This is a genomic window from Sphingopyxis sp. (genome assembly GCF_965279755.1).
In the GTDB taxonomy this organism is placed as follows: Bacteria; Pseudomonadota; Alphaproteobacteria; order Sphingomonadales; family Sphingomonadaceae; genus Sphingopyxis.
In genome coordinates this window covers 2,857,056-2,878,621 of the sequence record NZ_OZ257261.1, presented here as the reverse complement: position 1 = coordinate 2,878,621, position 21,566 = coordinate 2,857,056, and the positions used below count along the sequence as shown (strand labels likewise).

The 21,566-nt window shown below is 65.0% G+C and carries 23 protein-coding genes; 9 read left to right on the top strand and 14 right to left on the bottom strand.

What is annotated here, in order from left to right:
• Positions 1 to 18: 18 nt before the first annotated feature.
• Positions 19 to 387 (top strand): cupin domain-containing protein, encoded by a 369-nt coding sequence (locus ACQY80_RS14125; protein WP_428680900.1) that lies wholly within the window; start codon positions 19 to 21, stop codon positions 385 to 387.
• Positions 384 to 1,778, top strand: a complete 1,395-nt coding sequence (locus ACQY80_RS14120; protein WP_428680898.1) for an NAD(P)/FAD-dependent oxidoreductase — start codon at positions 384 to 386, stop codon at positions 1,776 to 1,778. Before ACQY80_RS14125 ends, ACQY80_RS14120 begins: the two co-directional genes overlap by 4 nt.
• Before the next feature lie 20 nt (positions 1,779 to 1,798).
• Here ACQY80_RS14120 and ACQY80_RS14115 read toward each other — a convergent pair whose 3' ends face one another.
• A complete protein-coding gene (locus ACQY80_RS14115; RefSeq protein WP_428680896.1) occupies positions 1,799 to 3,901 on the bottom strand; it encodes a S9 family peptidase in 2,103 nt (700 codons plus the stop codon).
• Positions 3,902 to 4,105: 204 nt separating this feature from the next.
• On the opposite strand from ACQY80_RS14115, the gene ACQY80_RS14110 reads away from it, so the two are divergent.
• The 5 genes from ACQY80_RS14110 (at position 4,106) to ACQY80_RS14090 (ending at position 8,415) form a co-directional block, all read left to right on the top strand.
• Positions 4,106 to 5,005, top strand: coding sequence for a LysR family transcriptional regulator (locus ACQY80_RS14110; protein ID WP_428680894.1), 900 nt, complete (start codon positions 4,106 to 4,108; stop codon positions 5,003 to 5,005).
• A gap of 172 nt (positions 5,006 to 5,177) precedes the next feature.
• Positions 5,178 to 5,807, top strand: coding sequence for an HAD family hydrolase (locus tag ACQY80_RS14105; protein WP_428680892.1), 630 nt, complete (start codon positions 5,178 to 5,180; stop codon positions 5,805 to 5,807).
• Positions 5,808 to 5,821: 14 nt separating this feature from the next.
• Positions 5,822 to 6,952, top strand: a complete 1,131-nt coding sequence (locus ACQY80_RS14100; RefSeq protein WP_428680890.1) for an alanine racemase — start codon at positions 5,822 to 5,824, stop codon at positions 6,950 to 6,952.
• A gap of 19 nt (positions 6,953 to 6,971) precedes the next feature.
• Positions 6,972 to 7,361, top strand: coding sequence for a RidA family protein (locus ACQY80_RS14095; RefSeq protein WP_428680888.1), 390 nt, complete (start codon positions 6,972 to 6,974; stop codon positions 7,359 to 7,361).
• Between the two features lie 94 nt (positions 7,362 to 7,455).
• On the top strand, positions 7,456 to 8,415 hold the full coding sequence (locus ACQY80_RS14090; protein WP_428680886.1) for an alpha/beta hydrolase: 960 nt from the start codon (positions 7,456 to 7,458) through the stop codon (positions 8,413 to 8,415).
• A 362-nt stretch (positions 8,416 to 8,777) separates the two neighbouring features.
• Here the strand turns inward: ACQY80_RS14090 and ACQY80_RS14085 are convergent, their stop codons facing one another.
• The 3 genes from ACQY80_RS14085 to ACQY80_RS14075 form a co-directional block, all read right to left on the bottom strand.
• On the bottom strand, positions 8,778 to 9,110 hold the full coding sequence (locus ACQY80_RS14085) for a tyrosine-type recombinase/integrase (RefSeq protein ID WP_428680884.1): 333 nt from the start codon (positions 9,108 to 9,110) through the stop codon (positions 8,778 to 8,780).
• Between the two features lie 84 nt (positions 9,111 to 9,194).
• On the bottom strand, positions 9,195 to 9,410 hold the full coding sequence (locus ACQY80_RS14080) for an Arm DNA-binding domain-containing protein (RefSeq protein WP_428680882.1): 216 nt from the start codon (positions 9,408 to 9,410) through the stop codon (positions 9,195 to 9,197).
• Positions 9,411 to 9,973: 563 nt separating this feature from the next.
• Positions 9,974 to 10,624, bottom strand: a complete 651-nt coding sequence (locus ACQY80_RS14075; RefSeq protein ID WP_428680880.1) for a hypothetical protein — start codon at positions 10,622 to 10,624, stop codon at positions 9,974 to 9,976.
• 70 nt (positions 10,625 to 10,694) lie between these two features.
• On the opposite strand from ACQY80_RS14075, the gene ACQY80_RS14070 reads away from it, so the two are divergent.
• On the top strand, positions 10,695 to 11,294 hold the full coding sequence (locus ACQY80_RS14070; RefSeq protein WP_428680878.1) for a hypothetical protein: 600 nt from the start codon (positions 10,695 to 10,697) through the stop codon (positions 11,292 to 11,294).
• A gap of 105 nt (positions 11,295 to 11,399) precedes the next feature.
• Here the strand turns inward: ACQY80_RS14070 and hemN are convergent, their stop codons facing one another.
• The 10 genes from hemN to ccoN are packed head-to-tail and all read right to left on the bottom strand — an operon-like array spanning position 11,400 to position 20,715.
• The gene (hemN, locus tag ACQY80_RS14065; protein ID WP_428680876.1) at positions 11,400 to 12,713 is read right to left on the bottom strand and encodes an oxygen-independent coproporphyrinogen III oxidase; all 1,314 of its coding nucleotides are present in this window, start codon (positions 12,711 to 12,713) and stop codon (positions 11,400 to 11,402) included.
• Positions 12,714 to 12,773: 60 nt separating this feature from the next.
• A complete protein-coding gene (locus ACQY80_RS14060; RefSeq protein ID WP_428680874.1) occupies positions 12,774 to 13,004 on the bottom strand; it encodes a hypothetical protein in 231 nt (76 codons plus the stop codon).
• The gene (ccoS, locus tag ACQY80_RS14055) at positions 13,001 to 13,156 is read right to left on the bottom strand and encodes a cbb3-type cytochrome oxidase assembly protein CcoS (RefSeq protein ID WP_428680872.1); all 156 of its coding nucleotides are present in this window, start codon (positions 13,154 to 13,156) and stop codon (positions 13,001 to 13,003) included. The genes ACQY80_RS14060 and ccoS overlap by 4 nt, the downstream gene beginning before the upstream one ends.
• Positions 13,153 to 15,267, bottom strand: a complete 2,115-nt coding sequence (locus tag ACQY80_RS14050; protein WP_428680870.1) for a heavy metal translocating P-type ATPase — start codon at positions 15,265 to 15,267, stop codon at positions 13,153 to 13,155. Before ACQY80_RS14050 ends, ccoS begins: the two co-directional genes overlap by 4 nt.
• Positions 15,264 to 15,734: a FixH family protein gene (locus ACQY80_RS14045; RefSeq protein ID WP_428680868.1), complete on the bottom strand. Its 471-nt coding sequence runs from the start codon at positions 15,732 to 15,734 to the stop codon at positions 15,264 to 15,266. The genes ACQY80_RS14050 and ACQY80_RS14045 overlap by 4 nt, the downstream gene beginning before the upstream one ends.
• Positions 15,731 to 17,188 carry a cytochrome c oxidase accessory protein CcoG gene (ccoG, locus tag ACQY80_RS14040; protein WP_428680866.1) on the bottom strand — a complete coding sequence of 486 codons (1,458 nt, stop codon included), beginning with the start codon at positions 17,186 to 17,188 and terminating at the stop codon, positions 15,731 to 15,733. Before ccoG ends, ACQY80_RS14045 begins: the two co-directional genes overlap by 4 nt.
• Entirely contained in the window at positions 17,175 to 18,119 is a 945-nt protein-coding gene (ccoP, locus tag ACQY80_RS14035; RefSeq protein WP_428680864.1) for a cytochrome-c oxidase, cbb3-type subunit III, read from the bottom strand. The genes ccoG and ccoP overlap by 14 nt, the downstream gene beginning before the upstream one ends.
• Positions 18,106 to 18,270, bottom strand: a complete 165-nt coding sequence (locus ACQY80_RS14030) for a cbb3-type cytochrome c oxidase subunit 3 (RefSeq protein ID WP_428680862.1) — start codon at positions 18,268 to 18,270, stop codon at positions 18,106 to 18,108. Before ACQY80_RS14030 ends, ccoP begins: the two co-directional genes overlap by 14 nt.
• Entirely contained in the window at positions 18,267 to 19,043 is a 777-nt protein-coding gene (gene ccoO, locus ACQY80_RS14025; protein ID WP_428680860.1) for a cytochrome-c oxidase, cbb3-type subunit II, read from the bottom strand. Before ccoO ends, ACQY80_RS14030 begins: the two co-directional genes overlap by 4 nt.
• Positions 19,044 to 19,056: 13 nt before the next feature.
• Positions 19,057 to 20,715, bottom strand: a complete 1,659-nt coding sequence (ccoN, locus tag ACQY80_RS14020; protein ID WP_428680858.1) for a cytochrome-c oxidase, cbb3-type subunit I — start codon at positions 20,713 to 20,715, stop codon at positions 19,057 to 19,059.
• A 169-nt stretch (positions 20,716 to 20,884) separates the two neighbouring features.
• Here ccoN and ACQY80_RS14015 point away from each other — a divergent pair, with 169 nt between their 5' ends.
• Positions 20,885 to 21,556 carry an OmpW/AlkL family protein gene (locus tag ACQY80_RS14015; RefSeq protein WP_428680856.1) on the top strand — a complete coding sequence of 224 codons (672 nt, stop codon included), beginning with the start codon at positions 20,885 to 20,887 and terminating at the stop codon, positions 21,554 to 21,556.
• Positions 21,557 to 21,566: the final 10 nt, after the last annotated feature.

The following is a 21,566-nucleotide window of genomic DNA, read 5'->3' as shown; positions in this document are numbered from 1 at the left end:
CAGATCACGGAGCCGCACATGACCGCCGATGCGATCAGCCTTTTCCGCCCGCATGAACTGCTCGCCGCCGCCGCGACAGCCCCCGTCGCCGAACCGCTGGGTCAGCCGGTGTCGCAGGTCCGGTCGGCCGCGATTCCCGGCGCGGGCGCCAGCCGGCACGGTGTCTGGCATTGCACGCCGGGGGTATGGCGCCGGCAGGTCGTGCAGGCCGAATTCTGTCATTTCCTGTCGGGCGAGGCGATCTTCCGCCCCGACCGGGGCGAGGCCGTCCATATCGCCGCCGGCGACGCCATCTATTTCCCGCCGCGGAGCAGCGGCACCTGGGAGATTCTCAGCGACAGCGAGAAGGTGTTCATTGTGTTCGACGAGGCGGAGACCGTGCGATGACGCCGATCCTCACGCCCGCCGACGTCGGCAGCTACTGGCTCGCCAGCACCGGCGACGACCTGACCCCGCGCGCACCGCTCTCGGGCGACGAGACCGTCGATGTCGCGATTTTGGGCGGCGGCTTTTCGGGGCTGTGGACGGCATGGTTCCTGTTGCAGGCCGACCCGTCGCTGTCGATCGCGATCGTCGAGCGCCAGTTCTGCGGCTTCGGCGGGTCGGGGCGCAACGGCGGCTGGTGCTCGCCGCGCTTTCCGATCAATCCCGCAGCGCTCACCCGCCGCTTCGGCGCCGAGACCGCGCGGGCGATACTGTTCGCGCAGCAGGCGATGGTCGATGAGGTCGGGCGCATCTGCGAGCAGGAAGGCATCGACGCACATTTCAATCCGGTCGGCGTCCTCACGCTCGCCCGCAGCGCCGCGCAATTGCCGTCGCTGCAGCACTCCTATGACGCCTATGCGAAGCTCGGCATGGCCGATGTCTGCGAGTTGCTCGATGCCGGACAGGCGCATGAGGCGGTGCATGCGACCGAAGTCCATGGCGCGCTGCGCCTCCGCGTCGGCGGCACGATCCACCCCGGCCGGCTGGTGCGCGGGCTGGCGCGCGCGCTCGAACGGCGCGGCGTTCGCATATATGAGGGGACCGAGGTCATCCAGACCAGCGCCGGGATGCAGCCCGCGCTCGTCACGGCCGGCGGGACGATCCGCGCACGCCGGGCCGTGCTGCTCGCCGGCGAGGCGTTCCTGACCGGGCTGCCCGACTATCGCCGCCGGCTGATCCCGATGGCGTCGACGATCATGCTGACCGCGCCGCTGACCGCCGACCAGTGGGATCAGGTCGGCTGGGCGGGCGGCGAGTGTCTCAGCTCCTATGTCCACACCACCAATTATCTGACGCGCACCGCCGACGGGCGTATCCTCTTCGGCAGCCGCGGCGCCCCCTATCGCTATGGTTCCGACATGAGCGAGACCGCGCTTCGCGAAAATGCCAATTTCGGCTGGATCCGCGACCGGCTGCTCGAATGGTGGCCATCGCTGGACGGCGTCGACTTCACCCACCAATGGGCCGGCTATCTCGGCGTTCCGCGTGACTGGCTGCCGACGGTGCATTTCGACAGCAACCGCCGGATCGGCCATGCCTATGGCTATACCGGGCACGGCGTCATCACCAGTGCGATCTCGGCCCGCGCGCTCGCCGGGCTGGTCACCGGCGTGGCGCCCGATCCGCAGGCGCCCTATCTGCGTGAGCAGGCGCCGAACTGGGAGGTCGAGCCGCTGCGCTGGGCGGGCATCCGCTATGTCCAGAATGCGTTTCTGCGAATGGACCTTGCCGAGACCGCCGGAAAGACGCCCCCACTCGACGCGCCGCTCGCGACCTTTCTGGGCGAGCCCTAGAGGCTAAACCGGGGCGGGGATCATTTCCCCGCCGCGGCCGCGCCACCACTCGCCTTGAACGCCTGTTCCAGCCCCGGGACGAACGCCGCCCCTGCCTTCAGCTCGACCCGCGATCCGGCAAGATCATCGCCATAGGGCTCGGCCGGCCCGCCGAGGCATTTCGAAAGGAAATGCTCGGCGATCGCGGCGAAGGAAATGTTCGTCGCATCCTTGGCGTAGACATGCCCCTCGTCGGGATAGAAGGCATAGGTCACCGGCTTGCCGCGTGCCTTCATCGCATCGACGATTTCCTGCGACTGGTCGGGAAAGATGCGCGGATCGTTCGCGCCGTTGGTTACGAGCAGCGGCTTGGTGATCGCATCGACGCGCGCGATCGGCGAACGCCGCATCAGGTCGGCGGCGCCCTCCTTCGTCGTCGGATCGCCGACGCGGTTGACGAATTGCGGGCGCTGCCAGGCCCACCAGTCGGGCATCAAGGCAACCTGCTTTACCAGGTTGCTCGGCCCCGCCAGATCGACACCGCACTGGAAGGTGTCGGGGGTAAAGCTGAGCGACACGAGCGTCGAATAGCCCCCATAAGAGAGCCCCATTACCGCGACGCGATCCTTTGTCGTCACGCCCTTGTCGATCGCCCACTGCACCCCGTCGAGCAGGTCGTCGTGCATCGTTTCAGACCATTTCCGGTCGCCCTTCGACATGAAATCGCTGCCGAAGCCGCCCGATGCCCGAAAATTCACCGACAGCACGGCATAGCCGCGGTCGGCGAGCCAGGCGTGCTGCGGATCGAAGGCCAGATCGTCGCGCAGCCACGGCCCGCCATGGACAAGCAACACCAACGGCACCGGCTTTGCCGGCATGCCGTTCGCACCCAGCTTCGCGCCGGGCGGCAGCGTCAGATAGCTCGGCAGGCTGAGACCGTCACGCGAAGCGATCGTGACCGGCAGGCGCCGCCCCAGCGAGCGCGGTTCCAGATCGGGCCGTGTCGACAGCAAGGGCGTCAGCGTCCGGTCCTTGCGGTTCCACCAGCTATAACGGTCGGGCCGGTTCGGCACCGTCTCGAGCAGCAGCCAGCGCGCATTGTCGGGGGTCTGCCCTGCGATCCTGAACGGCCCCGCGACTGCCGCCTCGAGCGCCGCGAACTCGGCACGTGCGGCGTCCGAACGCACCGTCCACTCGCTCACCAGCGGGTCTTCGCGCGTTGCGAGCAGCGCACCGCTTTCCTCGTCGAGCAAGGGTTCGACAATATCGGCGCGCACGGCAGCAGCGAGCAGCGTCTTCTTGCCGGTCGCCAGATCGACCGAGACGAGGTTCGCCTTGTCGCCGTCGCGGCTGTCGAGCATCGCGAGCTGCCCTTTTGCGTCGAGGCCGAAGATCTTCGAATTACGAAGCGAGGCCAGCGGTATCGTCATGAACTCGCTTGGCCCGGCCGGGTCGAGCCTTAAATAGGTCGACGATCCGTCGGCATTGCCGCGAACACCCATGCGGATGTTGAAATCGGAATCGGCGACGACGTCGATATAGTTTGGCGTGTTGCGGAACACTTCGGTCCGCTGCCCGGTGGCGAGGTCGATGCGATAGATGTCGCGGTAGCGCCGGTCGCGGATGTTCATGCCGACGAGGATCTCACCCGGATGCTTTTTAGACACCTTGACGATCTTCGTCTGCACCGCCGGATCGTCGGTCGCGTTGATGACGCTCTGCTTTGCGGGATCAGCGATCCAGAGCTGATTATGCTCTTCGCCTCCGACATCCTTCTGGATCAGGATGAAACGCCCGTCGGCGCTCCACTGGAATCCGTCGGGCGGGCGGTTGTCGAACCGGGTGACGGGCTTGGCCGCCGCCGGATCGTCGATCGGCGCCACCCAGACGTTGAGGACGCCGTTCAGCGGGTGAAGAAAGGCGAGCTGCTTTCCGTCGGGGCTGATCTGCAGTTCCGAATAGGTCGGCGAGCGGAAGAGCAGCTCGCGCGGCACCAGCGTCGATGCCGCCGCCTCCGCAGCGGGCTTTGCTAACGCGGCGGGCGACGCTCCGGGGACCATGACCGCGCAGATTACGGCGACTGTCCAGGCCAGGACACGCGCGTTGCGGTGCGGCATCGGCCGGCGCAGGATGTTCGAACCCATCTTCCCTTACTCCCTGAACCGCCCTCGCCCACCGCCCCCTTTTCGGGCGCCGGAACGACGGGGCATTTCCCTCGACCAGCACAGACTGCCAATCGCCACACGCCGGGGCCAATGCAGAATATGGATCAAACCATGCATGACGGGAAGGCTGGGCGATCGCGCGCGATCGGTTACAAGGGCCTGTAGGCCGGAGGGGTTGGCACGATGGAAATGGCTTGGCTGGAGGATTTCGGCGCGCTGATCCGCGCGGGCAATTTCTCGCGTGCGGCTGCAGTGCGCTGCGTCACCCAGCCGGCGTTCAGCCGCCGTATCCGCTCGCTCGAGGACTGGCTGGGGGTCGAACTCGTCGACCGCAGCACGCATCAGATGATCCTCACGCCCGCGGGCAAGCGCTTCGCCGCGATTGCCGAAACCGTGTTGCGCGACATCGAACATGGCCGGCGCGAGGTGCAGGAGATTGCGGGAACCTCCGCCTCGACGGTCAAGATCCTCGTCACCCATGCGCTCGCGCTGAACTTCTTCCCGCAATGGCTCGCCCAGCTTCAGGCGATGATGGACACCGCGATCCCGATCCAGCTCAACGCCGACAATATGGGCGCCTCCGAACAGATCATGCTGAACGGCAAGGCTCATTTCTGCCTCTGCTATTTCCATGCCGGCGCGCCGTCGGTCCTCGACGGCACGGGCTTCCAGTCGATCTCGCTCGGCGCCGACGCGCTGGTGCCGGTCAGCGCCCCGCGCGCCGACGGTACGGCGCCGCTCCACCCGCTCGTCGGCGAAGGGGGCGGCCCGGTCAGCCTGCTCGCCTATGGCGCGGAATCGGGCATGGACCGCATCGTGTCGGCGATGCTCGGCGCCAGCGCGATGCCGACCAGCTTCACGCCGGTTTTCACCTCGCACACGCTGGTGCTCGCGCGCATGGCCAGGGATGGCCGGGGGCTGGCCTGGCTCCCGCTCGGCATCGTCGCCGATGACCTTACCAGGGGCGCGCTGGTCCGCGCCGGCGACGAGCGCTGGGATATCCCCGTCGATGTCCGCCTTTATCGACCGCGCGGCCGGCAATCGCCCTCTGCCGAAACCTTCTGGCGGCTCGCGGCGGCATAGGCGCGCGGCGATGGCCGGTGCGCCAACATGCTTACGGAGCGGCATAAAACCATCAGCAACAGGCATTGGCCGATGCCGTCCCATCCCTGTTAGTCGCGGTCCGACACAAGGGCGCCGCCCGGATCCGGGTGCCCGGTCCCCGGCCGGCGAAACGGGATTTGGAGCTCAGCCTATGAAACAGATTGTTCCGGTCGAAGCCGTCGTCTTCGACCTTCTGACGGCCCTGCTCGATTCCTGGTCGCTGTGGAACGGCGCTGCGGGATCGGCCGCCGACGGGCTCCGCTGGCGCCGCGCCTATCTGGCGCTGACCTATGGCTGCGGCGCCTATCGCCCCTATGAGGATCTGGTGCGCGAGGCGGCCGTCGAGGCGGGCATATCGCCCGCCGCCGCCGATGCGCTGACCGCGCACTGGAACACGCTCCAGCCCTGGCCCGAAGTCCCGCGCGTGCTCGGCACGCTCAGCGCGCGCGGCATCCGGCTCGGCGTCGTCACCAATTGCTCGACCACGCTCGGGCGGCAGGCGGCCGATCGCGTCGGTGTCCCCTTCTCGGTCGTCGCCACCTCCGAAGAGACCGGCTATTACAAGCCGCATCCGCAGCCGTATCGCGCCGCGCTCGACCGCTTGGGCACCGATCCCGCACGCACTTTGTTCGTGGCGGGATCGCCCGCCGACATTCCGGGCGCAGCGGGTGTCGGCATGCCCGTTTTCTGGCACAACCGGGCGGGGCTGCCGTTCGTTGCCGATACGGCGCGGCCCCTGTTGATCGCGGATACGCTCGATCCGCTGGTGGAGCTGGTATGAGGGAACGGACGGCAATGTTCGAGGGACTGGATACCCCGCGGCTGATCCTCGATGCCGCACGGCTCAAGCGCAACGCCGGGCGAATGCGCGCGCGCTGCGCCGACCTAGGCGTCATGCTCCGGCCGCACCTCAAGACGGCCAAGTCGGCCGATGTCGCCCGCATCGCCGCCGGCGGCGAACAGGGCGCGATCACCGTGTCGACGCTCGCCGAGGCTGAATATTTCGCCGCTGCCGGCTGGCGCGACATTCTCTATTCGACCGCGATCGCGCCCGCGAAGCTCGCCCGCGCCGACCGTATCCAGCGCGAAACCGGCGCACGGCTGCTGTTCGTCGTCGACGACAAGGACGCCGCCGCGCTTATCGGACAGGCTGCGGCCGCCCTCGACGCACGTTTCGGCGTGTTGATCGAGGTCGATTGCGGCGAGCATCGCAGCGGCGTCGCGCCCGCATCGCCCGCGCTGCTCGCGATCGCAAATGCCATCGCCGCCGCAGCGCCCTGTCTCGAACTGATGGGTATCCTGTCGCACGCGGGCCATAGCTATGCCTTTGCCGAACCCGAACCCGTCAGGGCGCTCGCCGAGGTCGAACGCCTCGCCGCCGTGTCTTCGGCGGATTATCTGCGCGAACGCGGCCACGCCTGCCCCATCGTCAGCATCGGTTCGACCCCCACCGTCCTGTTCGCCGGACATCTGGAGGGCGTGACCGAGGTCCGAGCCGGCATTTACCTCTTCCATGATCTGGCCCAGCTCTCGCGCGGCGTCTGCGCGCCGGAGGATATTGCCGTCTCGGTTCTCGCGACGGTGATCGGACATCAACACAATGGCCCAAGCCTGATCCTCGATGCCGGCGCGCTGGCGCTATCAAAAGATGTCGGCGCCAACCGCTTCATGCCCGAGGCGGGCTACGGCCTCGTCTGCGATGCGGCGACCCTCGAACCGCTCGGCTCGCTCGCGGTCACCGTCGTGCATCAGGAACATGGCAATGTACCTGTTCCCGATGAAAGCTGGTTCGACCGCTTGCCGATCGGCAGCCTTGTCCGCATTCTGCCGAACCATGCCTGCCTGACCTGCGCCGCCTATTCATCCTATGACGTGCTGCGGGACGGACAAATTGCCGAACAATGGCCGCGTACCGGCGGCTGGTAACACAATCCGGAGTATGACGATGACCCAGAAGCTGACCGAAATACGCTGCGCCGACGCCCCGCCGCCCGGCGGCCACTATGCGCAGGCGGTCCTGCATCGCGATACGCTCTATGTGTCGGGTCAACTCGGCGTGACCAAGGATACGGCCGACGCCGATAATGTGTCGATCGCCGATCAGGTTGCCTTTGCGCTTGGCAATATCGAGGCGATCGCCCGCGTCGTCGGCGCGGCGAAAGAGGATGTCATCCGCTGCACCGTCTACGTCACCGATGTCGAGCATTGGGGCGAGGTCAATCGCGCCTATGCCGCCTTCTTCGGTACCCACCGCCCTGCCCGGTCGATCGTCCCGAGCGGCCCGCTCCATTTCGGTGCACTGGTCGAGATCGAGGCGATCGTCGCGGTCGGCTGAGCGGATCCCGGCTTTTTCTGCATTCCCCTTCACGGCGCTAGCCGTCGCGCCCCGGCTGTGCATAACGTGCACGCCGCGAAGGAAGGAATGACCGATGAGCACACGCCACCTTGTTGATCCGCAGATCGTGCCGCTGCTTGATCTGTTTCCGCGGGTCGAGCTTGACGCCGCACCGATCGCCGAGATCCGCGCCAATGCGGCGAAGGCCTACGCCATCCTGCCGCCGCCGGTCATCGTCCCCGAACGGCTGACGCTACCCTCGATTCACGGCGGGCCGGACATTCCGGTCTTTCTCTATCGTCCTGCGACGACCCGGCCGGGCGGCGGCGCCATTGTGCACATCCACGGCGGCGGCATGGTGATGGGGTCGGTCGAGCAGATGCAGGCGGGGCCTGCCATTCTCGCAGCGACCGCCGGCGTGCCTGTGGCATCGGTCGAATATCGTCTCGCGCCCGAACATCCCTTTCCCGCACCGCAGGAGGATTGCCATTCGGCGCTGGCATGGCTTGCCGGCCAGGCCGATGCGCTGGGCTTCGACGCAGGGCGAATCATTGTCGCGGGCGAGAGCGCCGGCGGCGGGCTGGCCGCCGCGCTGGCGATCATGGCGCGCGACATCGGCGGCCCCGCAATCGCGGGACAGCTCCTCACATATCCCATGCTCGATCACCGCACGGGCGGCGATGATTGCCCCTATCGCAATCCGGTGACGGGCGAATTCATCTGGACGCGGGCGAGTAACCGGTTCGGCTGGGCCGCGCTACAGGGCGACTATGCCGCCGACGACGCACGGCGCGGCTGGTTCTCGCCGAGCCTCGCCGAGGATCTGTCGGGCCTGCCGCCCGCCTATATCGCGACGGGCAGCCTCGATCTCTTCTTCGACGAGAATCTGGACTATGCGCGCCGGCTGACTGCCGCCGGAGTACCGACCGAACTCCACAGCTATGCCGGAGCCATCCACGCCTTCAACGCGATTCCCGATGCGCTTCTGTCGCAGCGTTTCAACGCCGGCCTGCTCGCAGCCGCAGCGTCGATGACCGCGCCGCAGAACGGCTGATCGATCGACCCGGGACGGGATTTGGTAGCGGAAGAGGGCGGCGAACTGAAATTTAAATAATTGATTTCTAATAATAAAATACAGAGAGAAGTGCCCCTGACCCCAACTTACCTCCAATTGCGCCCCAGAAGCGACAAGCCGTTCTGTAATCCAGTTGGAACGCCGATCGTTATCGTTGGCGCGGTGTCTGGAGCGCTTTTCCGGCCGCTGATATTCTCGATATGGTCGGCCCAATCCTGCAACATCAACCGCCTTCTATCGAGGTAGAGCGCGCTATTGTGGACCGCCCGGACTTTGTCTCTGCACTCATGCGCAAGAGCTACCTCGATCCAGTCGGAGCGATAGCGACCACTCTCGTTCGTTCATGTCGATGCAAGCCCGCGAAAGCCATGCACAGTCTGCCGCCCGTGATAGCCCATGCGATAGCATGCGTAGAGCATCGTGTTCTCCGACATGGGTTTGTCAGGATCGCTGCCGCCAAAAACAAACCGCCCCCTCCCCATTCGCAAGTGCCGTTCACGCACCAGTGCTTCGGCTTGACGCGAAAGCGGCACCAGATGCTCTTCCCGCATTTTCATCCGTTCGGCCAGAATCCGCCACAGCAGCCTGCGATCCAGCTCGTCGAGCCCTTCAAACTCGGACCAGATGGCAAAGCGGACTTCTCCCGTCCGAGCCCAGGTCAACAAGGTGAACATCAATGCTTTGCGCGTGGTCTCTGGCCTGCGAGAGTTTGCTTCGCGATCATGTCCGCGGATTGCTGAAACAAGTGGCGGCAGTTCTCAGGCGACATTACATTTCGCTCTCGCTTCCGCGAGCTTGACCTCTGGATAGCGCCCGAAGTTCAGTGCATTCTCCCGGCCATGAAATCGAAATTTCATGCGCCAGAGCTTGGTGTCGCCCGGCCGAACGGCAAGGTAGAGGCCCGGCCCCGCTCCGATCTTGTAAGATTTTTCGCGGGGCCGGGCTTGCCGTGCGTCGATGTCTCTCATGATCATATGCACCTCCTAAAAAGGTGGTCGTACCTGCAAAGGTGATCTGCGGCGGTCAATTCCCGGGCTTCGAGAGTTCGCGGTCAAGAACCAACCTGCTTGCGTTGCCGTCGCGCTTCCTCTGCGCGATTCCGAACTGCGGTCATTTCAACGTCCCAGGCCAAGGTCGGCTGGCCCGGTCAGTTCAACTTTGATTCTCTGTGCCTTCTGATCGTCTCCGCATTTTGGAACGCGCGGGATAACGGCTTTACGGCGGGGTCCCTGCCCCTGGCTCTCGTCATTCTTTGGGAGGTACCAGTTTCCGATTTCTGAATCTGATGTTTCTAATCGCTCGCGAGCGGGGAGATAGTTCCCGGGTCCTGATGGGCTCACGGAAGCCGCCGGACGGGACGTCCGCTGAGCGACTGCGTCGCGAGCCGTTATGGCGTGGACAAGGAATATCTGACGCTCGGCTGACTTGCGCGTCCCTAGAGCAACTTTCAAAAGGTCGGTGCGCGAATGGCGTCTGTGAAGAACATCGGTTCAGGCGGGGGGGTACCATCGTTTGCGAGAAGGGGCCGCAGCGCCGGTCAGGTGGTCCAGTGCGCTCCGCCCCTGCGCCATCCTATAAGTGCTCCCGCAATTACGATCGACGCAGCTACAGCGCAGGCGATCGCGACGGACGAACTAAGCTGCCCGCCTTTGGCGAAGATTGCAGCGAGAGCCCAGAGGAATACAATCGCATAGGGCGGGCAGCCCTTCGAGCGGGCCAAGGCCGTCCCCGCGACAAGACCGCCCACGACAAGCACGGCGGCGGAAATGATCGGCGCGGTGGATGCGCTCGCTTCGACGCCGTGATACCGCAGCGCGGACGAAATGTTCACGATCGTAGCGGACGTCAGCCATGCGGCAAGCGCCGTGAGCGGCAGCGCCGCGCACCACCGCTCCCGTTTGGAAAGCGGCTGTGGTGTATTTGTCAGCCTGCGCATCGCGAGCAACCCGCTACCAAGTCCGACGAGAATGATCAGCACCGACACCATGGTGACGTCGTCAAGCTGCACATATGTCGCCCAGCCGGCATTGGCCAGAAAGGCGACTGCGACCGGACGCCTGACGCGTGCCATGAGTGCGCTATCATGTTGCTGCGGGAGCGCCTGGAACACAGCGAAAACCAGAGCTCCCAGATAGAGCGCGCCCCAAATGGAAAAGGCCCACCCCGCGGGCGTGACCAGTGTCGACAATCGGTCGGACTTCTCTCCGATCGGCGTTCCGACGCCGAGCGAGGGAAGAAATGAGACCAAGATTTGAAGAATGGCCGCAGCGACGACGAGTGCCGTATCGAAGCGAAGAGATCTCGGTGCTGAAATCGAGGCGGACGAAGGCATGTTCGTTCAACACCGAACCTGCTGGTCGGTTCCGGTTCATCTCGCACAGCTGCGAGATGGAAAGGCCCAAAGCGGGCTCTGCAACTCCTGGGAGGAGCTTGCGCAACGCAGTTCCTCAAAACCGCAATTGCCGCCGCAGCAATCTCGTGGCAGATTGCCGTCGATGGGGCCGTTTCGTACTTTATTGATCATCCTTTGGCTGGCGCTGGCCACCTATACCGCTGTCGTCATTTCCCGCCACGGGCTCGGATTGTTGCCGATCTTTTTCGGAGACATGGCGAAGCTGGGATGGCCCGGACAGTTTAACCTCGATTTTCTCTGCTTTCTTATCCTCTCTGCGCTTTGGACGGCTTGGCGGAATGGATTTACGGCGATCGCCCTGCTCCTCGCGCTCATCGCCTTTTTCGGAGGCGCGGGTTTCCTGCTTCCCTACATCGTCTTTCTCACGGTTCGTGAGCGAGGAAACATGTCCCGGGTCCTGATCGGCGCACGAACCCAAAGAGATGAGCCTTTCAGCGGACGATGAGCGCGACGGCATTTCGCCGTCATCGAACGAACTGCGTTTCGTGCGGCGCCGCTTGGCCGATTTAAGACGGTCAGCTCTTGCAGTTGGGTCGTAGAAAGCGAACGTTCATCGGAAATTATCCGGAAACACGCTCCCGCGAATGCGGTCGAATTGCGACGCGATGATGCGGGCGTAAGGCAACGCGTCATCGCGAATGATCAGCGTGTCGCCATCCCAGTCGATCAGCCGCTGCGCACCGAAATCGGCCAACGAAACCTGCGTTGCCTGCACCCATCTCCCCTCCAGCCGCGTGCGGCCCTGACACAGAAGATCGCTGATGATTGCAGCGCGTTCCCTTTCCTCTTGCGCGCGGACCACGCCGCGCACCGCCGCCAACCGGCCCTCGCCAATCAGATCGCGATATGGCCCCGCGCGTTTCTCGTTCTGAACGATCAGGTCGGGAAATTTGCTGATCGCGCTCGCGCCAAAACCCAGCAGAACCGACGCGTCATCTTCGGTGAAACCCTGAAAATTGCGGTTTACCCTACCCTCGCTCAGCGCGACTGCCAGCGGGTCGTCGGGCCGCGCAAAATGATCAAAACCGACGGCGACATAGCCGGCTGCGGTCAATCGCCCATATCCGTGCGCCGCCTGTTCGAAGCGGAGCCGCGCATCGGGAAGATTGCTCGCGTCGATGCGCCGCTGGCGCGGCAGCATCTGCGGCAGATGGGCATAGCCGAACAGCGCGATGCGGCTGGGCGCGAGCCTGATCGTCTCATCCAGCGTTGCATCGAGATCGGCCACGCTTTGCCCCGGCAAGCCATGCATCAGGTCGAAGTTGATCGCATCGATCCCGCGCAGCCGCAGCGCCGCCATCGCACATTCGATATCGGCAAGCGGCTGCACGCGGCCGATCGCCTTCTGGAGATGCGGCGCAAAGGTCTGAACCCCCAGGCTGACGCGCGTGACGTTCGACGCCGCCAGCACCAGCGCCCATTCGGAGGTAAAGCCGCGCGGATCGATCTCGATTGAAATGTCGGGCCGCGTCGCATCGAAAACGGTCAGCATCCGGTCGAGCAGGCGGACGAACTCGACCGGCGCGATCGCGTTCGGGCTGCCGCCGCCAAAGGCGATCCGTCCGACGCGCCCGCGCCCGCCAAGGCGTTTCGCCACCATCGCAATCTCCGACCCTAGCGCCGCCAGATAGTCGGCCAGCCGCTGTCTGCGCCCCGCCGCCCCGGTGTTGCAGCCGCAATACCAGCATATCTGCTCGCAGAAGGGGATGTGCGCATAAAGCGAGATCGGCGTTGCGGAGTCGATCCCGTCGAGCGCGAGCGCATAATCGTCGGCGCCGACATCTTCGGCGAACTCCATCGCGGTCGGATAGCTGGTGTAGCGCGGCACGGGCCGGGCGAGCAAATCGGGATGATAGGTCCACATGAGCCTGTCTTATGCGGTCTCATGCACCCCGACATTGATCGGGATCAACATATTGGACATCTAGCAACAGCCCCGCTTCGCTCCGGCGAATTTCCCGCGACGCTCGGTCACGGCATGACACGCCTTGTCGCAACCGCGCCGCTGGTTGGGATCGACCGGATCGCCGGGAAGCAGCATCTTGTGCGGCTGGGCTCCACACGCCGGAACGACAACAACCCGCGCATCGACAGCAATCGGTGGCTGCATCAGCGCGGCGACCGCCAATGCCATCGGGATTTTGCCGATCCTCATGGTGCGTCGCTTTCTTCATCCTCGACAAAGATGCGCAGCGCCGCGCCGTCGAGATCGTCGAACTGCCCCTGCCGCATCGACCACAAAAATGCCGCAAGACCGAGCAGCCCCAAACCGAGCGCGATCGGGATCAGCAAGATCAGCCCGTTCACCGGATCGCCCTTTTTAGCCGCAATGCGTTGCCGACGACGATCAGCGACGAACCCGACATCGCAATCGCCGCCACCAGCGGGGTGACGAAGCCGAAGAAAGCTAGCGGAACCGCGATCATATTGTACCCGATCGCAAGAATGAAATTTTGCCGCACCACCGCTTGCGTGCGCCGTGCCATCCTGACGGTCTGAACCACCGGCATCATCCGGTCGCCGAGAAAGATGCAATCGGCGGCATTCTTGCCGACGTCGCTGGCAGATCCGGGCGCCATCGAGGCATAGCCCGCGGCCAGAGCGGGCCCGTCGTTGAGCCCGTCGCCGATCATCAGCACCTTGTGCCCCAGCGCTTCCTGCCGTTCGATCGCAGCCAGCTTGTCCTGCGGGCTCATCCCGGTCTGCGCGGTCAGTCCCAACTCGCGTGCGACCGGCGCTACGGCCTCGGCGCGGTCGCCCGACAGGATCATCGCGCCAATCGCTTCCCGGCAGAGCGCGTCGATCGCTTCGCGCGCGTCGGGACGCAGCCGATCGGCGAACCGGATCGTCGCGACCGACCGGCCGCCGACGGTCAGTTCGCTCGCCAGTGCATCGCCGAGCCCCCCGGCCTGTGGCCGCCCCAGCGTGACCGTCTTCCCCGCCCATAGCGCCTCGATGCCAAAGCCCGGCGTCTCGCGGACGTCGGTCACTTCGGCGGGACGAACGTCGAACATCTGCAAGCCGCGCGTCAGCGCCTCGCTGAGCGGATGGCGGCTCGCCTGCGACAGCGCGAGGATGAGCGACTTCACGCCGATATCCAGCCGCTCGATCCCGATCGCCTCGGGTCGCCCGAGCGTCAGCGTCCCGGTTTTGTCGACAAGCGCCAGATCGACCTCGGCCATCCGTTCGAGTGCCGATCCATCCTTGATCAGCACCCCGGCGCGCATCAACTCACCCGCTGCGACGATCTGCGCCGCTGGGACCGCAAGGCCGAGCGCGCAGGGACAGGTGATGATCAGCACGGCTGCGGCAATCAGCAAGCTGTGGTGCCAGCCCGCGCCCGCGACCATCCATCCGGCAAACGCCATCAGCGCAAGGCAATGCACGGCAGGCGCATAAAAACGCGCCGCGCGGTCGGCGATGCGGACGTAGCGCGATTTGCCCTGCGCCGCCTCGCCCATCAGCCGCGCGATGTCCGCGATCGCGGTGTCCGCGCCCACTGCCGCCACCCGCACGCGGATCGGCGCATCGAGATTGAGCGTCCCCGCATGAACATGGGCGTCGGCGTGGACGGTCTGCGGCGCGCTTTCCCCCGTCAGCAACGACAGGTCAAGCCGGCTTGCGCCCCCGACAACGATGCCGTCGGCGGCCAGCCGTTCGCCCGCGGCGACTAGCATCACCATTTCGGGTTCCAGCGCGGTCGCATCGACCCAGCGGCTGCGGCCTTCCGCGCCGATGACCATCGCACCCGTACCCATATTGCGGAGCAGCGCTGTCACTCCGCCCCGCGCGCGGTCGCGCATCACGCTGTCGAGCCAGCGCCCGCAAAGCAGGAAGAACAACAGCATCACCGCACCATCGAAATAGGCATGCGGGCCGCTCGTCGCGGTTTCGTATAGGCTGATCGTGCAAACGAGCAGCACCCCGATGCTGATCGGCACATCCATGTTCGTGCCGCCATGACGCAATGCGCGCCACGCCGAGCGGAAGAAGGGACGCCCGGCATAGGCGACCGTCGGCAGCGCGATCGCCGCCGACAGCCAGTGAAAGAGGTCGCGCGTCGTTCCCGTCGCGCCGGACCAGACCGAGACCGAGAGCAGCATCACGTTCATCATGGCGAAGCCCGACACCGCAACCGCGCGCAGCAGTTCGCGGCTCGTCTCGGCCTCTGCGTAGACATCGTCGAACCTGTTGCCGATCGGATGCGCCTCGAACCCTAGATTGGTGAAGGCACCGATCAGGTCGGGCGTCTCGGCATCGGGCACGCACGACAGATGGACGCGCTTTTCGGTGAAATTGACGCGCGCCGCGGCGATCCGCCGGTCGCGTACGAGCCCCTGTTCGAGCTTCGCGATGCAGCCCGCGCAGCGAATGTCGGGAACCGCGAAGTCGCGTTCGATCAGCGTGGCGGCGCTCATTGCAGAGTCTCCCGATAGCGCGCCTCATCCGCTCCTTGCCGCACCGAGAGGTCGAGCCGCCAGCGCCCTGCGGGCAGCGCTTCGGCGGACCGCAAACCGCCGTCGGGCGCGATCAGGAAATGCAGCGGGCGCGGTTCGACGCGCCCGAGTGGATGGCTGAGCGTCGCCCGGACCTGCAAGCCGTCCAAAACCCTGCCGTCCTTGCGGATCGAGAGGCGGACGTGGCGGTCGGCATCGACGGTCACCGACCGCTGCCAGCCCAGCCGGTCCTGCACCGCCGCGTGCGCGAGCCATTCGTTATAATGCTGGCTCGCGACATAGCTGTTGTCGACCACCGTCCCGCCGAAAGTCGAGAGCGCGAACCGTGCCATGATGAAGTTGACCGTCATCACGACCCCGAAGAAGGCGATCAGGATCGCCGCCATATGCCGGCCGGTGAAGATCTTCTGTGCATGCTTGTCTGTCATTGTCCCGTCTCCGGCCGATCGAACTGGATAGTGTCGCTGTCGCCGCGCGGATCGTCGTCGAGTCCGCGCACCGCGATGGTGAAGTCCTGCCGCGCCGGCCCCTTGCCGGGGGCCGCGACGAACAGCTTGACCGGAGTCACGCTGTCGGGCGCAAGCGACAGGCGAAGGCTCTGCCGCGCGGTCTCGCGCGATCCGGCCTGCGTCCATAGCTGCGCGCCGGCGAGACCATTGACGTTGATCTCGACCTCGCGCGGGCGAAGCTCCATGTTGCGCAGCTTCAGCGTGTAATTGTTGCGGATCGATCCGTCCGACAGCTGGATATAAAGCGGGCTGCGATCATGCTGGACGGCAAGGTCGAGCCGGGTGCGCTGACCGAGGGTGAACAGCATCGCGAGCCCGATCGCGGCCCAGATGCCGAAATAGATCAGCGTGCGGGGTCTCAGCAGCGTCTTGCGGATCGGCGGCGCGGTGCCCCTCGCCTTCTCGATCGCTGCATCGTCGAGGGTGCAATAGTCGATCAGCCCGCGCGGGCGACCGACCTGCGCCATCACGCCGTCGCAGGCGTCGATGCACAGCGCGCAGGTGATGCAGCCGATCTGCGGCCCTTCGCGAATGTCGATGCCGGTCGGGCATACCGCGACGCATTGATTGCAATCGACGCAGTCGCCAAAGGCGCCGGGGTGAGCCTGCGCCTTCTTGACGCTGCCGCGCGGTTCGCCGCGCCAGTCCTTATAGGTCACGAGCAGCGATTTCTCGTCCATCATCGCAGTCTGGATGCGCGGCCAAGGACACATATAGATGCACACCTGCTCGCGCAGGAAGCCGCCGAGGACGAAGGTCGTCGCGGTCAGTATTGCGACCGTGGCATAAGCGACCGGCGCCGCCTGCCCGGCCCAGAAGTCCTGCGTCAGCATCGGCGCATCGGCAAAATACATGATCCACGCGCCGCCGGTCCAGAAAGCGACGGTCAGGTAGATCGCATATTTGAGCGCCCGCTTCGCGACCTTCCCGACCGTCCACGGCCCGTTCGCGAGGCGGATCTGCGCGTTGCGGTCGCCGTCGACCAGCCGGTCGACATGCTGGAACAGGTCGGTCCATACCGTCTGCGGGCAGGCATAGCCGCACCAGGCGCGCCCGACCGCGCTGGTGACGAGGAACAGCCCGATCCCCGCCATGATGAGCAGACCCGCGACATAATAGAATTCATGCGGCCAGATTTCGATCTGGAACATGTAGAAGCGCCGGTTCGCGAGATCGACGAGCACTGCCTGGTCGGGTGCATGCGGGCCGCGATCCCAGCGGATCCACGGCGTCGCATAATAGATCGCCAGCGTGACCGCCATGATCGCCCATTTGAAGCGGCGGAAAGGGCCGTTCACCTTCTTGGGGTAGACGCCCTTTCGCGCCGCATAGAGCGACCCATGGTCACCGGTCAGATCATCAGGGCTGGCCATCGGCTCCCCGTTCTTCGGTTGCCGGCCCCTGCGCCCCAACGGCCGGCACCGGCGCCTTTTCCCCGCCACCGAGCGAATAGACATAGGCCGCGAGCATCTTGATCGTCACCGGATCGAGCCGGGCGCCCCAGCGCGGCATCACACCGTTGCGCGGCTGGGTCACGGTGGCCGTGATGCTTGCACGGTCGCCGCCAAATAGCCAGATCGCGTCGGTCAGCTTCGGCGCGCCGACCTGTCGTCCGCCGTCACCGGTCGGACCGTGGCATACGGCGCAATTCGCCTCGAACAGCACCGCGCCGCGCGCCGACGACGCGCCCGGCTTTTCCTGATGGCTGATCGTGCGGACGAAGCTCACCACATCGGAAATCTGCGCGGACTCGAGGATGCCTTCGCGGCCGAAGGCAGGCATCTGGCTGGTCCGCGTTTCCTTGTGGTCGGGATTCCGGATGCCGTGGGTGATCGTATATTCGATCTTCGAAAGGTCACCGCCCCACAGCCAGTCGTCGTCGGTCAGGCTGGGATAGAGTTTCTTCACCCCCGCGCCGCCCGCGCCGTGGCACTGGACGCAATGAACGCGGAACGCGGCCGCCCCGCCCTGCACCGCGGCCTGCATCAGCTCTGGCCTAGCGGGCAGACCAGCGACCGGCGTCGCCGCAATCGCGTTCATTACCGGCGCGCGGCGCACGGCGTCGGCCTGCATCTCCGCCTGCAACTGACCCCGGCTGCTCCAGCCGAACACGCCCTCGGTCGCGCCATGGATCATCGGCCCGGCGGGATATAGGATAACATAGACGATGCCCCAGACGATCGTCACATAGAGCGCCCAAAGCCACCAGCGCGGCATCGGCGTGTCGAGTTCCTCGATGCCGTCCCATTCATGGCCGACCGTGCTCGTTCCGGTCGCTTCGTCGATGCGCTTATGCTCGGCCATTGTCGTCGTCCTTGAAGATCATCGTTGCGGCTTCGTCGTGATGACGGCGGGCGCCCTTGCGGAAGGGCCAGGCGATGAAGAGAAGGAACATCGCCACCATGACGATGAGGCCCCAGCTGTCGGCGAAATGGCGGACTTCGTCGTAGCTCATCGTGCCGCTCCCGCCGGGGCGTCCGGCGCATGCGCCTGTTCCTGCGGTGCCGCTTTCTCGACATCGACGAGCGTGCCGAGCATCTGAAGATAGGCGATCAGCGCGTCCATCTCGGTCACCCGGTCGGGATCGCCGTCGAAATCGCGCACCTGCGCCTTCGGGTAGCGTTTGACGAGATCGCCCGCCCCTGCTTCGGGATCGGCCTGCGCGCGGATGTCGTCGTTCGCCTTGGCGATATCGGTCTTCGTATAGGGAACGCCGACGCGGTAGAGCGTCGTCAGGTCGCGCGACATGTCGGCCTCTTGCAGATCGCGGTCGGCAAGGAAGGCATAGCCGGGCATGATCGATTCGGGGACGACGCTGCGCGGATCGATCAGATGTGCGCGGTGCCATTCGTCCGAATAGCGGCCCCCGACGCGCGCGAGATCGGGCCCGGTGCGCTTCGACCCCCACTGAAACGGATGGTCATACATGCTCTCGGCAGCGAGGCTGTAGTGGCCGTAACGTTCGACCTCGTCACGGAACGGACGGATCATCTGGCTGTGGCAGGTGTAGCAGCCCTCGCGCATATAGATATTGCGCCCCGCCAGCTCGAGCGGCGTATAGGGCCGCATCCCGTCGACCTTCTCGATCGTGTTGTCGATCCAGAACAAGGGCGCGATCTCGACAATCCCGCCGATCGCGACCGCGACGAGCGAAAAGAAGCCAAGCAGGGTAATGTTCCGCTCGAGCTTTTTGTGGCTGAAGCGCTTTTCGGCAGGTTGGGTCGCCATGGCCTGAGGCTCCTTATACGGCGGAAACGGGCGCCAGCGGGCGGTCCGCGGCGGCGTTGTACGGGGTTTCGGTCATCGGCTTTTCCTCGCGGACCTTGCCCGCGAGCGTCGCCCAGACGTTGACGATCAGGATCAGGAAGCCGGCGAGGTACATCGCCCCGCCCGCGGCGCGGATCAGATACATCGGATGCATCGCCGCGACGGTCTCGGCAAAGCTGTAGACAAGATAGCCGTCGGCACCATATTCGCGCCACATCAGCCCCTGCATGATGCCGGCGACCCACATCGAGGAGGCGTAGAAAACGATCCCCAGCGTCGCGAGCCAGAAGTGCCAGTTCACCATGCGCAGCGAATAGAGCCGCGGACGCCCCCACAGGCGCGGCACCAGATAATAGACGGCGGCGAAGGTGATCATGCCGTTCCAGCCGAGCGCCCCGGCATGAACATGCGCGATCGTCCATTCCGTATAATGGCTGAGCGAATTGACCGCCTTGATCGAGAGCATCGGCCCCTCGAAGGTTGCCATGCCATAAAAGGCGAGCGCGACGACCATCATGCGGATGATCGGGTCGGTGCGGATCTTGTCCCAAGCGCCGTTCAGCGTCATCAGCCCGTTGATCATGCCGCCCCAGCTCGGCATCCACAGGATGACCGAAAAGACCATACCGAGCGTCTGCGCCCAGTCGGGCAACGCGGTGTAGTGGAGGTGGTGCGGACCCGCCCAGATATAGAGGAAGATCAGCGACCAGAAGTGGATGATCGACAGGCGATAGCTGTAGACCGGCCGCTCCGCCTGCTTCGGCACGAAATAGTACATCATCGCGAGGAAGGGCGTGGTTAGGAAGAAGGCGACGGCATTGTGGCCGTACCACCATTGCGTCAGCGCATCCTGCACCCCGGCAAAGGCCGAATAGCTCTTCGACCCGAAGATTGTCACCGGAACCGACAGATTGTTCACGATATGGAGCATCGCGATGGTGACAATGAAGCTGAGGTAGAACCAGTTGGCGACATAGATGTGCGGCTCGCGGCGCTTGACGATCGTACCGACGAAGACCGCGAGATAGACGACCCAGACGATCGTCAGCCACAGGTCCACATACCATTCGGGTTCGGCATATTCGCGCGCCTCGGTGACGCCCATGACATAACCGGTCGCGGCGAGCACAATGAACAGCTGATAACCCCAGAAGACGAAGCGCGCGGCGGTCGGAAAGGCAAGCCGCGCGCGACAGGTGCGCTGCACGACATAATAGCTCGTCGCGATCAGCGCATTGCCGCCGAAGGCGAAGATCACCGCCGAGGTATGGAGCGGACGCAGCCGCCCGAAGCTGGTATATTCGAGGCCGAGGTTGAGAGCCGGAAAGGCGAGCTGCAACGCGATATAGAGACCCACGGCGAGCCCCGCGAACCCCCAGAAGATGGTGGCGATGACACCCCAGCGCACCGGATCGTCGTCATAGACGCCTTCGTCGGGCGGCATCTTCAGGATGCCGCGTGCAAGCTTCGCATAGTTGGTGCGCGAGATCGTCGCCCACAGCATTATAAGGCATGCCAGCGCGACAATGATCATATGCACGGCATAGGGCGCGTCGACGGCCGCCGCCGCCATCACCAGAGCCAGCAGGGCAAGCCCCAGCCAGCCGCCTGCCTTCATTACCAGACCGTCCATTTCGCTTGTCCCCGCTTGATGCAGCATTCGGGCTGCATGGTTCGGGGCTGCCTTGCGCGTCCGCGCGCGCAAAAACATTGATCAGGATCAAGGAAAAGATTGCGCCCCGTCAATGCCCCGGCCAGGCACCTGGCGCAGAGAGGCTCCGTCAACAGAGGAGCATCCGACAATGAAGACCCACCATCTCTCTCTTGCAGCTCTCGCCGCCGCGCTGGCGGTTCCGGGCCAAGCGGCCGCGAAGGCCGGGGATGTCCAGTTCAAGGTCCTGGCGACCTATGTCGCGCCCGACGGCAAGATCAGCGACGTCAAAACCGACCGCATCGGCCTGCCCGCCGGAACGCAGGCGAAGGCCGACGACAATGTCACGCCGACGGTCGCGATCGAATATTTCGTCACCGACCGTCTCTCGCTCGAAACGATCGCGGGCGTCACGCAGCATGACGTGAACGGTCGCGGCGCGCTCGACGGCGCCACGCTGGTCTCCGACGCGAAGATCGTTCCGGCGACGCTCACGCTCAAATATCATTTCGGGAAGGACGGCGGCGTTCGCCCTTATGTCGGCGCCGGTCCCAGCTATTTCATCTTCATCGACGAAAAGCCGGGCGCGACGACACGGTCGCTCGGCGCGACGAAGCAGAAGATGGGCGACAAGCTCGGCGCGGCGTTACAGGCCGGGGTCGACATTCCGGTGAACGACAGCGGCCTTGCCCTGTCACTGGACGCCAAGCGCTATTTCCTGCGTCCGACCGCAACCTGGTATGCCGGCACGACCGAAGTGCTGAAGACGCGCCACAGGCTCGACCCCTGGGTGATCAGCGCCGGGGTCGCCTTCCGCTTCTGAAGGGCTCTCC

Bases quoted from the DNA above. Each gene is read 5' to 3' on its own strand.
- ACQY80_RS14125 (WP_428680900.1), top strand. From the start codon at position 19: ATGACCGCCGATGCGATCAGCCTTTTCCGCCCGCATGAACTGCTCGCC.
- ACQY80_RS14120 (WP_428680898.1), top strand. From the start codon at position 384: ATGACGCCGATCCTCACGCCCGCCGACGTCGGCAGCTACTGGCTCGCC.
- ACQY80_RS14115 (WP_428680896.1), bottom strand. From the start codon at position 3,901: ATGGGTTCGAACATCCTGCGCCGGCCGATGCCGCACCGCAACGCGCGT.
- ACQY80_RS14110 (WP_428680894.1), top strand. From the start codon at position 4,106: ATGGAAATGGCTTGGCTGGAGGATTTCGGCGCGCTGATCCGCGCGGGC.
- ACQY80_RS14105 (WP_428680892.1), top strand. From the start codon at position 5,178: ATGAAACAGATTGTTCCGGTCGAAGCCGTCGTCTTCGACCTTCTGACG.
- ACQY80_RS14100 (WP_428680890.1), top strand. From the start codon at position 5,822: ATGTTCGAGGGACTGGATACCCCGCGGCTGATCCTCGATGCCGCACGG.
- ACQY80_RS14095 (WP_428680888.1), top strand. From the start codon at position 6,972: ATGACCCAGAAGCTGACCGAAATACGCTGCGCCGACGCCCCGCCGCCC.
- ACQY80_RS14090 (WP_428680886.1), top strand. From the start codon at position 7,456: ATGAGCACACGCCACCTTGTTGATCCGCAGATCGTGCCGCTGCTTGAT.
- ACQY80_RS14085 (WP_428680884.1), bottom strand. From the start codon at position 9,110: ATGTTCACCTTGTTGACCTGGGCTCGGACGGGAGAAGTCCGCTTTGCC.
- ACQY80_RS14080 (WP_428680882.1), bottom strand. From the start codon at position 9,410: ATGATCATGAGAGACATCGACGCACGGCAAGCCCGGCCCCGCGAAAAA.
- ACQY80_RS14070 (WP_428680878.1), top strand. From the start codon at position 10,695: ATGGCCGCAGCGACGACGAGTGCCGTATCGAAGCGAAGAGATCTCGGT.
- hemN (WP_428680876.1), bottom strand. From the start codon at position 12,713: ATGTGGACCTATCATCCCGATTTGCTCGCCCGGCCCGTGCCGCGCTAC.
- ACQY80_RS14060 (WP_428680874.1), bottom strand. From the start codon at position 13,004: ATGAGGATCGGCAAAATCCCGATGGCATTGGCGGTCGCCGCGCTGATG.
- ACQY80_RS14050 (WP_428680870.1), bottom strand. From the start codon at position 15,267: ATGAGCGCCGCCACGCTGATCGAACGCGACTTCGCGGTTCCCGACATT.
- ACQY80_RS14045 (WP_428680868.1), bottom strand. From the start codon at position 15,734: ATGACAGACAAGCATGCACAGAAGATCTTCACCGGCCGGCATATGGCG.
- ccoG (WP_428680866.1), bottom strand. From the start codon at position 17,188: ATGGCCAGCCCTGATGATCTGACCGGTGACCATGGGTCGCTCTATGCG.
- ccoP (WP_428680864.1), bottom strand. From the start codon at position 18,119: ATGGCCGAGCATAAGCGCATCGACGAAGCGACCGGAACGAGCACGGTC.
- ACQY80_RS14030 (WP_428680862.1), bottom strand. From the start codon at position 18,270: ATGAGCTACGACGAAGTCCGCCATTTCGCCGACAGCTGGGGCCTCATC.
- ccoO (WP_428680860.1), bottom strand. From the start codon at position 19,043: ATGGCGACCCAACCTGCCGAAAAGCGCTTCAGCCACAAAAAGCTCGAG.
- ccoN (WP_428680858.1), bottom strand. From the start codon at position 20,715: ATGGACGGTCTGGTAATGAAGGCAGGCGGCTGGCTGGGGCTTGCCCTG.
- ACQY80_RS14015 (WP_428680856.1), top strand. From the start codon at position 20,885: ATGAAGACCCACCATCTCTCTCTTGCAGCTCTCGCCGCCGCGCTGGCG.